Here is a 10621-nt window from a genome sequence, read left to right on the forward strand (position 1 = left end):
CCTCTCTCACAACCCCAAGCCGAGGCTCTGGCCGCGGCTGCGCGCTAGCTCGCGTTGCCGCTCCTGCGCCGACAGCGCGAGCCCAAGCTCCCGCCGACGCGGACTCAGCACCGCCATCACCTCCGGATCGCGCTCGAGCGTCTCGCCCATCGCCCGGATCTCACCCTCGACCTCGACCCGCGCCTCACGGTGCTGCCAGCCCTGCAGGGCCGCGCGCTGCCCCTGCAGATCCTGCCAGCGCCGTACGAAGCGCTCGGCCCGTACGGACGGGTCGGCCAGCGCCGCGCCCTCCCGCTCCAGCCCGGCCGCGAGCCGCTCCACCCGTTCCGGACCGGCGAGCCCCTCCATCGCCCCGGCCGTCTCCGGATCGTGCGTCAGCGCCGAGCACAGCAGGGCGTGCGAGCTCGGCCGCACCGCGTCCAGGGCTTCCCCCGCCGCCGCCAGTTCGCGCGTCTGTGCCTCCAGCACCGGCAGGCCCTCGCGCCTGTGCCGCTCGACGCTGCCGCTGGCGCGGGCGTAGCGGTCGAGCGCCGCCTCGAACGCCGACAGCGGCCGCAGACGCACCGCGAGACTGTCGCGCTCCGCAGCCGCGGCCGGCCGCACCTCCACCCGCTCCGAGGCGGTCCGGCGACCGGCATCGAGCTTCAGCCCGTCGAACATCCCCCGCTTGCGTGGGGCGGGCCTCTGCCCCTCCGGCTCGGCCAGTGCTCCGCGCTCGGGGGCGGGTTGCCCGGTGGGCGTGCCACGCCCGAGCTTCAGCCCCGCGAAGGGGCCGCGCCGGGGCTGCCGGGCCGCATCCCGGTCGCGCGCGGTCTCCGGAGCGGCCGGCGCCCCGAAGGGCTCCAGGGTCCGCCCCCGCGTGGCGCTGGGCTCCGCCTCCGGCTCCTTGCGGACGGCGATCCCGCTCCAGATACCGAGCATCGCCGCGATCCCCCGCCGCTCGGCGAAGGCCTGCATCGCTCGCTCCGTGTCCGCCCCCTGCGCCGCGCTCGCATCGGAATAGTCCAGCGTCGTCGCCTTCGCCCCCGAACGCGACAGCCGCGCCTCCAGTCCACGGTAGGCCGGCGACGCCGGCCCTTCCGCCCCGCCGTGCGTCCGCCCGCCCTCACCGGGGGCCAAGCCCGCGAACTCCTCCGTCGAGGCATACAGCTGCACCGCGTCACGGTGTCGGGTCATCGCCACGTAGGTCAGATGCCGGTCCATCGTGCCCGAAGCCAGCACGAACGCCCGGTCCACGGTCGCCCCTTGCGTCTTGTGGATCGTCGTCGCGTAGCCGTGGTCGATTGCCGGATACTCGGCCACCGGCACCCTCACCCGACGCTCATCCCCGTCCCGGCCGGCGCCGTCGAGCCGGGCCGTCAGTTGCCCGTCCTCGGCCTGCTCGACCGTGCCGAGCATCCCGTTCTTCACGCCGAGCGCCCGGCTGTTCTCCAGGAACACGATCCGGTCGCCGGGTGCGAACGCCCGCGCGCCGTCATTGGTCCGATACGTCCGCTCCCCGGCCTCCTCGCCCCGGGCCAGCGCACCCCGCTCCTGGAGTGCGCCGCGGATCTCGGCGTTGAGCCCCCGCACGTCCGCCCGGCGGTGCGCCATCGCCACCCGTGTCCCCTCCGACCGCGCCTCCCGGTCCGCGAGGTAGTCCCGCACCACGGCCCCGCGTGCCGCCTCGCCGTCCGCCGCGAACGCGATCGCGCCGTACGCGCGGTATGCGTCCAGGCCCTCGCCTGTGCGGTGCGTGGCGAACGCCACCGATGCCGCCCTCTGCCAGCTCTCCCGCTGCCGGCGGATGTCCGACAGCTCCGCATGCCCGATCCGCTCGGCGATCGCCCCGGAACGGCGCCCCCGCCCCGATCGCCTGAAGCTGCTCGTGGTCACCCACCAGCACCAGCTTCGCGCCCGCCTGCTCCGCCTCGGTCACGAACCGCGCCAGCTGGCGTGAGCCCACCATCCCGGCCTCGTCGATCACCAGCACGTCGCCACGGCTCAAGCGGCCGTGCCCGTTGTCCCAGCCAAGCGACCACGAGGCCAGCGTACGCGAGACGATGCCGGAACTCTCCTCCAGCCCCTCCGACGCCTTGCCCGACAGGGCCGCCCCGTGCACCCGGTAGCCCTGTGCTTCCCACGCCTCCCGCGCCGCGGCCAGCATCGTGCTCTTGCCGGCTCCGGCGAACCCGACCACCGCCGCGATCCCCTCCGGTCCGGTGACGTGTCCGATCGCCCGTCGCTGCTCCCCCGACAGCCCGGCCGTGGCATCGCCCGTGCTCGCCCGGATCGCCGCATCCTGCCGCGCCATCGCGCTGGCGACATGCCGTCGCTCGGCGCCGTGCCTCCGCGCCGCGTGCATCCGCCCGGCCGCCTCCGCCATGCCGGCTTCCAGCGCCACCATCTCGCGCGTCGCGTAGCGCGCCGGCTGCACCTCCCCCGTGCCCGGGTCCGTGCGCTCCGGCTGGAGTTCCACCAGCGCGGGCGAGGCCATCGCCGCGGCGAACGCGTTCCGGAACGTCTGCGCGTCGCCGTCGAGATAGCGGTGCAGCGTCCGCGCGATGTCCCGCCGGTCGAACACGCTCCTCTCGTCGGTGATGATCGAGAACACCGCGTCCGGCCGCGCACGGATCGCCGCCGCGTTGCGCTCCACCGCCTCCGCATCGAGCCGGCCGCGTGTGACCTCCAGCCCGCGCCGTTCCATCCGGGTCGCGTGCACGCCGATGTGCTGCGTCGGCACGATCTCCAGACCGCGTTCGGCGTGGCTGCGATGATCGATCCGTAGCTCGTGCCCCGCCCGCGCCAGACCTGCATTCGCCATCTGCTCCCAGGTCCGGCGCAGCTCGACCAATTGCACCGTCGTGCTCGGCAGGCCGCGAGCCGCCAATGCGCGGTTCTCCAGTTCGCAATCGGCCTTCGCGCCCAGGCCCTCCGTCGTGACCCGCCGCGTCGTCGCGAGAAGGTGGGCGTGATGGTTGCGGGCGTCGGTCTCGCCGTGCGACGCGTGGATCGCCACATCCACCGCCACGCCGTAGCGATCCGCGACCGCTCGGGCGAACTCGCGTGCCAGCGCGATGCGCGCTTCGGGCGACAGCTCGTGCGGCAGAGCGATCTCGTATTCCCGCGCCACGCGGGCATCCTTGCGCTTCTCCGCCCCCTCGGCCGCGTTCCACAGGGCCGAACGGTCCTTGGCCCATTCGGCCTGCGCGCCCTCCGGCAGCACGATCTCGGTATGCGTGACCCCGTGCCGGCCGGTGTAGTCGTGCACTTGGCCGTCGCGCCGGTTCTCCAGCCGCTCGGCACTGCGGTAGGCCGCAGACGCTACGGCCGAGCGGCCCGAGGCGCGTGAGACCTGCTTCATGCTGAGATGGTAGATCGCCAAACGGCCGCGCCTCCGCGAGCTTGACCGTAGCACCGCCCTGAGTTGCGCTGCAACTCGTAAGTGCGCCCTTCCGGTCTCTTTCGCTGCGCTCTCTCGCCTCTCAGGTGGGGCGCTTCGCGCCGGACCGAACCCCTGGTTGATTTCGGATCGAGCTCGGCTATTCTGCGCTACCATCTCCCGCAAAGGGATCGGTTCGCGGCACACGGAACGACACATGGCCTCCGATACGCTCGCCCTGCTCATCGACGGTGACAACGCCTCGCCGAAGATCGTTACAGGGCTCCTGGCCGAGATCGCCAACTACGGCGTTGCGAGCGTCAAACGCATCTATGGCGACTGGACCAAGCCGAACCTCAACGGCTGGAAGGATTGCCTACTCGAACATTCCATCCAGCCGGTCCAGCAGTTCGCCTACACGACCGGCAAGAATGCGACCGATGGCGCGATGATCATCGACGCCATGGATCTCCTCTATACCGGCCGCTTCTCCGGTTTCTGTATCGTGTCGAGTGACAGCGATTTCGCCCGCCTCGCCGCGCGCATCCGCGAGCAGGGTGTGACCGTCTACGGGTTCGGAGAACGCAAGACGCCTCGCCCCTTCATCACCGCTTGCGACAAGTTCGTTTATTTCGACGTGCTCGGCGCAGGTACATCGGAAGCGGAAAGTCCGGCCACAGCAGCTCCCAAACCACGAAGGGCTGTTGCCACGGCACCAACGCCGCAACCTGCTAAGCCTACCGTCGCCAAGCCAGTGCTGGATCGGACGGCCCTCGACATGCTCGCGAAGGCCGTCACCGCCTCGGCGGATGAGGACGGCAAGGCCAATCTTGGCCGCGTCGGCGCGCATCTCGCCAAGCAGGCTCCCGACTTCGACGCGCGCAACTACGGCTTCAGCCGCCTGTCCGAACTGGTCGAGGCGTCCGGCCTCGTCGAAGTCGAGCGCATCGGCGAACATCCCAAGACCGTCATGGTCAAGCTGAAACCCACGCCCGCACCCAAGTGAATGGAGCCCCGGATGGCCCGCAAGACCATCGAACAGCGCCTCGCCCAGCTCGACGCGCAACGGGCGACTCTCAAGGCTCGTCAAGCCAAGCAGGACCGTGCCATCGACACCCGGCGCAAGGTTCTGCTCGGTGCCCTCGTTCTTCAGCGCCTGGAGGCGGGTCACGATCCCGCCTTCACCCAGCGCCTCACCGACTGGCTTCGCCGCGAGCTGCCGGGCTTCCTCACCCGCGAGGCCGACAAGGCCCTGTTCGCCGATCTGATCGGCTCGGAGACGATCCCGGAAGCGGTCTCCGTTCGCAGCGAGCCGGCGGCGATCTCTCAGCCTTCAGGTGAGGCCAGCGAGGCCGCCTGACGCGGCTCGCGATGGGGCGGTGGTGCAGCGACGCCTACGGTCTCGCCCTGGAGCCTGAGACGCATTTCCTTGCCCGGCCGGAACACCGGAGCCGTCTTCGCCGCGACCGCCACGGCCGCACCGCTGCGCGGGTTGCGACCCTGGCGCGCCTCTCGATGTTTGACCGAGAACGCCCCGAAGCCGCGCAGTTCCACCCGGTCACCGCGCTCCAGCGCCGCGGTGATCGTGTCGAAGATGGTGTTCACCACCGCCTCCACGTCGCGTGGCGTACAGGTGCGGGTTCTGCTCGGCGATGCGCAGGATCAGTTCGGACTTGATCATACCGGTGTCCGAGCACGCCGGCCGACCCGCGGCAAGCCCGGAGCCGACGCGGCAGCCTGGGATCACCCGTCCACGCCATGCCGCTCCGGTCGAGGGCATTCCTCCGGCCCTCGGCCGGAGCCTTTGGTCCGACGAGACGAAGGGAGTGGGGGTGAAAGAACCCTTCGCCTCGCCGGTACTCCCCGGCGCGAACACCGAGGCCACGCTGGCATCTGGAGCAGGACCATGAATGGTCAAGCTTCGGCCGGATCACACCCGCTCGACGGAAATGCCGGCCGCCCGAAGCCGGCGATCGTCCCGCTCGACCCAAGTGGATTCAGCCTCCTAAGGGTAGGGACGCCTGATAGCGACCCGGACCGCACCGCATCGCCTGGGAGGCCCCTTGGCCAAGCTCTGGATCCTGTCCGACCTCCACCTCGAGACCCTGCCCTACCCGGACAACTTCCGCCCCGACCCGCCAGGCTTCGACGTCCTGGTGGCGGCCGGCGACATCTGGGAGGGCGATCCCGGCCGCGGCTTCGCGGTGCTGCGCCGGCTCGCCGGCGACAAGCCGGTGGTGTTCGTGATGGGCAACCACGAGCACTGGAACGGCATCGTCAGCGAGGATCTCGCCCTGGCGCCCGTGCTCGCGGCCCGGGCCGGCATCACCCTGCTCGACGGCGGTTCTGCCAGCCTAGCCGGATGCCGCTTCATCGGCACCACCCTGTGGAGCGACTACCGGCTTGCCGGGCAGCTCGATCCCGCCACGCCGACCGGCGAACCGATCGACATCGCCCACGACGCGCACGGCGGCAGCCACCTCATCACCATCGGTGACGCCGCCGCCCTGCACCGCCGGGCCCGAGCCGCGCTGAGCGCGGCAATGGACGCGCATGACGGCACCCTGCCCCTGGTCGTGGTCACCCACCACGCCCCGCATCCGGACTGCATCGCCCCGGCGCAGCGCGGCACCTGGAACGCCGGCAACTCGGCCTCCGACCTGTCGGCACTGACCGATTCCGGCCGCGCCGCCCTGTGGGTGCACGGGCACGTCCATCACAGCCTCGACCTGACCCGGCCGAGCGGCACGCGCCTCCTCTGCAACCCAGCCGGAGCCGGGTTCGCCAACCTCGCCTTCGACGAGAACCGCGTGATCGCGCTGGCCTGAAACCGGCCGGTCCGCGCGAGGCCGGCCGTTCGGCAAAGCGGACGCCGGCGCTCGCGCGCATGTCGCCCGCGCATGTCGCCCACGCATGGCCGCGACGGCACTACCGCCCGCCCCGATTCCGGATCGCCCTCTGTGTCGAAGGTCGCCCGCTGCTCTTCGGCAGCCCTTGTGACGGTTGTTTTGGTCTCGGAATCCACAGGGAGAGAACCTCAGTAGGCGTGCCCTTCGCGGATTTGCACCCTCCCCCCTCGGACACCGGGGCCGGCGTCGCCTCCTTCCGCTTGCGGGTAAGCCGGAGCCAGGCCATCCACTCGGCTGAGACGATGCGCACCACGTTGGTGTCGTTGCGCCAACCGGTGATGCGCCGCTCCTCGACTGTGAGGAGTCCGAGCCGCACCGCCTCGCGGATCGCGTTGCGCACCGTGGTCTCGGACACGCCGGCGAGGGCCGCGAGGTTGCCGACCGCCAGCCGGCAGTCCTTGCGCCGCACGCTCTCGGCCGCCACCAGGGCCAGCACCGCCTGCTCGGCCAGGCTGAAGCGCGCGGCCAGGGCCGGCGGCAGCCGCCCCGAGGCGGCCCAGCGGCGACGGCGCTCGAGGCTAGTATCCGTGCGCGGCCGGGAGCCGACATGGCGCGGTTGGTGCCGCCTTGAGCGGCTCCGGTCCCTCGGCAGCCGTACGTGAGACCGGCAGCGCCATCCTGGCCTCGATCAGGCCGGACAGCTCCTCCGCCGTCGCCTCGCTCACCGCGCCGGCGGCAAAGGCCTTCCACAAAGCGGCCGTCACGTCCGGCAGCGCGGCGCGCGGCGCGTTCATCGCCTGACGGCGGATCTCCTCGGCAAACATCGGTCCCGCACCTCTGCAAGGCGCGCGGCAGGGCTCACGCGCCTCGGCGGGCGCGCGGGCATCCAGGCAAAGCGGGACCGCTCGCGAAAGTTGGCGCTTTCGCTTGACGCCCTGGGGCGCTCATGAGACTGTCGGGATTGCAAATGTCCCCGCCGGTCTCTTTGTGATCGGTCCACGGCCTCGAAGGTTGGCGCCTTCGGGGCCGTTGCTTTTTCAGGCTTCTACCGCGTCGGTTTCTCTCCTGACGGCGCTGATCGCGCCGAAACGCCGACCGTGGCGGCTCGGGGAGATTCGGTCAACCGCCGAGCCTGCCTGGGCCGGAAGTTAATGAGACATTGCCGACCCATGCCTATCGGACCCGATGTCTAGTCATCCGGTTTGCGGCGAGGGCGCAAAAGCGCAGTGCCTCTGCGGCTTCGGGCATCGGCACCGAACCCTTGGCTCTGCCCCTCCTCATGCCGCCTGACTCAGCCCGGCATGGAGAGACGCCAGAGATGCGGAACCATATCTGGTAGCTACTAGATAGCTATAAGGTACGGTCACAGCGAAAGCCGCCGGACGCTCCTGCTGTGGACGACCGCTAGGATCAGGACGCCGTCCGGTGCCTCCTCGTAGAGGATGACGTGTGCGCCGCATTCGTGGCGCCGGACCCCTGCCCCGATCACCTCTGCAGCCCGGCCCATACGAGGATTGTCGGCCAGGAGCTGAAAGGTGTGCTCCAGGATGCCCTGATAGCGCTCGGCCTGGGCCATCCCAAATTCGGTGAGGCCGTAGAGGAACACGTCGAGGATGTCGGCGTCGGCGCGGCCAGTGAGCTGGTAGCTACCCACGCGAAGTGCCGCGAGCGCTCGCAATCTCCTTGGCCTCGGCCATGATGTCCGAGATGCTGCGGCGGCTGATGCCGCTGGCGCGGGAGTCGTCCACGATGCGGCGGAGATCGTCGATCGTCAGTTCGGGGTGAGCCCGGCGCTCGCGGTCACGACGTACGAGGTCACGCACATAGTCGCTCGTGCTGGCGTAATCGCCTTGCCTGATCTGGGCCTCGATCCATTCCTTCATTGGGTCGGGTAGGGAGATCGTCATCGTCGCCATAGGGCACCTCCTACTCCGACCCTAGCAAAAATATGAATTTTTCACAAATATCCTTATTCCTACGGTCGTGATCTTGGCCTGCAAACAGCCCTTCCACCTGCAAGGTACTAGGTAGCTATCTAGTAGCTACCAACTTGCTATCAAATAGCTTTTTGGTAGCGGATAGCTATCGCCTATCTGCCCAGTAGCCGTTAGCTATCTGTTATCCTTTTGGATGTTGATTCGTCCCGCCACGCTTGCCTGATCGAGGAATTGGCTATGCCTGTCATTGCCTTCGCCAACCCCAAGGGCGGAGCCGGAAAGACCACCACGGCGCTGCTGCTCGCGACCGAGCTGGCTGCGAAAGGGGCAGCCGTCACCGTGATCGATGCCGATCCGGAGCGGTGGATCTCGCAATGGGCAAAGCTGCCGGGCAAGCCGGGCAACGTTCGCATCGTGGCCGACGTGACTGAGGAGAGCGTCGTCGATGCGATCGAGGCCGCGGAGGAGGAGGCGCAGTTTGTGATCGTCGACCTTGAGGGCACAGCGTCTCTTATGGTCTCGAACGCGATCGGCATGGCGGACCTAGTGGTGATCCCGATCCAAGGATCGAGCATGGACGCCAAGGGCGGGGCCAAGATGCTCCGGCTGATCCGGAACCAGGAGAAGATGTCCCGCCGCAAGATTGCCCATGCGGTGGTTCTGACGCGCACCGGGGCGGCGGTCACGTCGCGCGCGCTTCGGAACGTAGCCGAGCAGCTGAGGGCAGGGGGGATCGACATCTTTGCGACGCCGATCGTCGAGCGCGCGGCCTACCGCGATCTCTTCGATTATGGTGGCACGCTGGCTGGTCTCGATGGCGCGCAGGTCAGCAACCTCGACAAGGCAATCCAAAACGCCCGAGAGTTCGCTGGCGAGGTCGTGGCGCGTCTCAAGGCGATTGCCGCTGAAAGGCAGGCAGCGTGATGAGCGTGAGGGAACGCGCACCGCTCGGCTTCGGCGACGAGCTGGAAAATTTCGACCCGGCTGCCTTCGCCAAGCCGAAGCGGGCGGCGAACGACAGGCCGAAACCGGAGGAGGCGAAGAAGGCGGCGGAGGCCGCAGGCTTCAGGAGCCGCGAGCCGATCAAGGCAGCGGCTGTTCCGGAAGAGCCTGCTGCACCTCTCAGAAGGCGCAGGACCGGCCGCAATGTCCAGTTCAATATCAAAACGAAGGCGGAAACGATTGAGGCTTTCACGCGCATTGCGGATGCCAACGGCTGGGGACTCGGTGAAACGTTTGAGCGTGCGACGGAGCTTCTAGAGCGGGAATTGGCTTCCGCTCAAAGTTAGCCGATGACCTTGACCGAGCAAATTGGTCCGCGCTGAGCGCAAGTGTTCCGGCGTCCTACATCCGTGCGGCTGCATCAAATCAGAATGCGCTCGATCTCGTCCAGGTTCACCTCGTCGGAGCGCCGGTCATAGAGCTGAGTGGTCCGGGTCGAGGCATGGTTGGCAATGGCGGCGGCGCGCTCCAACGTGCCGCCATTCTTGAGGTAGGCGGTGATGCCGGTGGCGCGGAAGGTGTGGTTGCCGATCCGGGTGGCGATGTCGGCCGCCTTGGCCCGCCGCTGCACCATCGCATAAGCGTTGGCGGCGGGGAGGGCGGTCCGGGTCAATTCAGCCGTCCCGCGCCGGATCGTCCGAAACAGCGGCCCGTCGCCGTCGCCGGCAATGCCGGTTCCGTCCAGGTAGGCGTGCAGGTAGGTTTCCAGGTTGTGGTGGCAGGGCAGGTCCACCGCCTTGCCGCCCTTCTCGTGCAACCGCACCCACAGGCGGCGGCTCTGCACGTACACGTCCTCCACTCGCATGGCAGTGGCCGCACCGATGCGGGCGAAGGTGTAGACCATCAGCCCGATCAGCGCCCGGTCGCGCAGGCCGATGGGCGTGCTCACGTCGATGGCGTCGAGGATCGCGCGGGCTTCGTCCGGCGCGAGCACGGGGGTCTTGCCCCGCTTCACTACATGCTTCGGTCCCCGCACGGCGCTGGCCGGGTTGAACGGCAGCACGCCGCCGGTCGCCAGCCAGTCGAACATCATCCGGATCGCGGCCAGGCGCTGTTTGACCGTGGGAGCGCTGTGGCTGCACCCCAGCTCCTCGACGTAAGCGGCGATATGGATTGAGCTGACGGCGGCGATCGAGGGCAGGCCGTGCCGTTCCAGCCAGGCGCAGAACTCCCCCACCGCCTTGACGTAGGCGCGGCGGGTGTTGGGGTTGCGGATCTGTGCCGTGAAGAATTCCAGGAAGCGGTAAGCGGCGCGGTCGCCCGCCGCTGCCACGAGGGCAGGGGCGGGGTAGCTGCTGAGGGTGACGAATTGGTTCATCCCTTACTACTTTCCGGCTTATCACCCTTTCCCGCAAATGGGATGAGAGATTTGGCAACGCATGTAGCAAATACTAATGCGCATAGTATCCTATGAATGGAAGCACGATCACTAAAATACTTTGTGCAATCTTCATAATCAGCGATACAACGGA

10 protein-coding genes and 2 pseudogenes are annotated in these 10621 nt (G+C 68.7%); 5 read left to right on the plus strand and 7 right to left on the minus strand.

The features are described from left to right. Positions 1–6 precede the first annotated feature (6 nt). Positions 7–3364, minus strand: a pseudogene (gene traA / locus M2437_RS26400) (Ti-type conjugative transfer relaxase TraA). Between the two features lie 214 nt (positions 3365–3578). Between traA and M2437_RS26405 the strand changes: the two are divergent. Together M2437_RS26405 and M2437_RS26410 are read left to right on the plus strand one after the other, a co-directional pair. Further along, complete coding sequence (locus M2437_RS26405; RefSeq protein WP_253389717.1) at positions 3579–4367, plus strand: NYN domain-containing protein; 789 nt, start codon at positions 3579–3581, stop codon at positions 4365–4367. 12 nt (positions 4368–4379) lie between these two features. Further along, a complete protein-coding gene (locus M2437_RS26410; RefSeq protein WP_253389718.1) occupies positions 4380–4721 on the plus strand; it encodes a mobilization protein in 342 nt (113 codons plus the stop codon). On the opposite strand, the pseudogene M2437_RS26415 reads toward M2437_RS26410, so the two are convergent. After that, positions 4688–5042: pseudogene (locus M2437_RS26415) on the minus strand (integration host factor subunit beta). The gene M2437_RS26410 and the pseudogene M2437_RS26415 overlap by 34 nt on opposite strands. 382 nt (positions 5043–5424) lie before the next feature. Between M2437_RS26415 and M2437_RS26420 the strand changes: the two are divergent. Further along, positions 5425–6189: a metallophosphoesterase gene (locus M2437_RS26420; protein WP_253389719.1), complete on the plus strand. Its 765-nt coding sequence runs from the start codon at positions 5425–5427 to the stop codon at positions 6187–6189. Positions 6190–6289: 100 nt separating this feature from the next. On the opposite strand, the gene M2437_RS26425 is transcribed toward M2437_RS26420, so the two are convergent. The 4 genes from M2437_RS26425 to M2437_RS26440 all read right to left on the minus strand — a co-directional run bounded on the left by M2437_RS26425 (position 6290) and on the right by M2437_RS26440 (position 8126). Continuing rightward, positions 6290–6706, minus strand: a complete 417-nt coding sequence (locus M2437_RS26425) for a hypothetical protein (RefSeq protein ID WP_499007232.1) — start codon at positions 6704–6706, stop codon at positions 6290–6292. A gap of 82 nt (positions 6707–6788) precedes the next feature. After that, on the minus strand, positions 6789–7034 hold the full coding sequence (locus M2437_RS26430; protein WP_499007234.1) for a hypothetical protein: 246 nt from the start codon (positions 7032–7034) through the stop codon (positions 6789–6791). A gap of 539 nt (positions 7035–7573) precedes the next feature. Next, complete coding sequence (locus M2437_RS26435) at positions 7574–7864, minus strand: type II toxin-antitoxin system RelE/ParE family toxin (protein ID WP_253389721.1); 291 nt, start codon at positions 7862–7864, stop codon at positions 7574–7576. Beyond that, on the minus strand, positions 7857–8126 hold the full coding sequence (locus M2437_RS26440) for a type II toxin-antitoxin system ParD family antitoxin (protein ID WP_012457144.1): 270 nt from the start codon (positions 8124–8126) through the stop codon (positions 7857–7859). The genes M2437_RS26435 and M2437_RS26440 overlap by 8 nt, the downstream gene beginning before the upstream one ends. Positions 8127–8384: 258 nt before the next feature. Here M2437_RS26440 and M2437_RS26445 point away from each other — a divergent pair, with 258 nt between their 5' ends. Continuing rightward, positions 8385–9071, plus strand: a complete 687-nt coding sequence (locus tag M2437_RS26445; RefSeq protein ID WP_253389722.1) for a ParA family protein — start codon at positions 8385–8387, stop codon at positions 9069–9071. Further along, positions 9071–9436 (plus strand): stability/partitioning determinant, encoded by a 366-nt coding sequence (locus M2437_RS26450; protein ID WP_253389723.1) that lies wholly within the window; start codon positions 9071–9073, stop codon positions 9434–9436. Before M2437_RS26445 ends, M2437_RS26450 begins: the two co-directional genes overlap by 1 nt. Before the next feature lie 74 nt (positions 9437–9510). Here the strand turns inward: M2437_RS26450 and M2437_RS26455 are convergent, their stop codons facing one another. Beyond that, a complete protein-coding gene (locus M2437_RS26455; RefSeq protein ID WP_253389702.1) occupies positions 9511–10467 on the minus strand; it encodes a tyrosine-type recombinase/integrase in 957 nt (318 codons plus the stop codon). Between the last annotated feature and the right edge of the window lie 154 nt (positions 10468–10621).

Source organism: Methylorubrum pseudosasae, assembly GCF_029504475.1.
Lineage (GTDB): Bacteria > Pseudomonadota > Alphaproteobacteria > Rhizobiales > Beijerinckiaceae > Methylobacterium > Methylobacterium extorquens.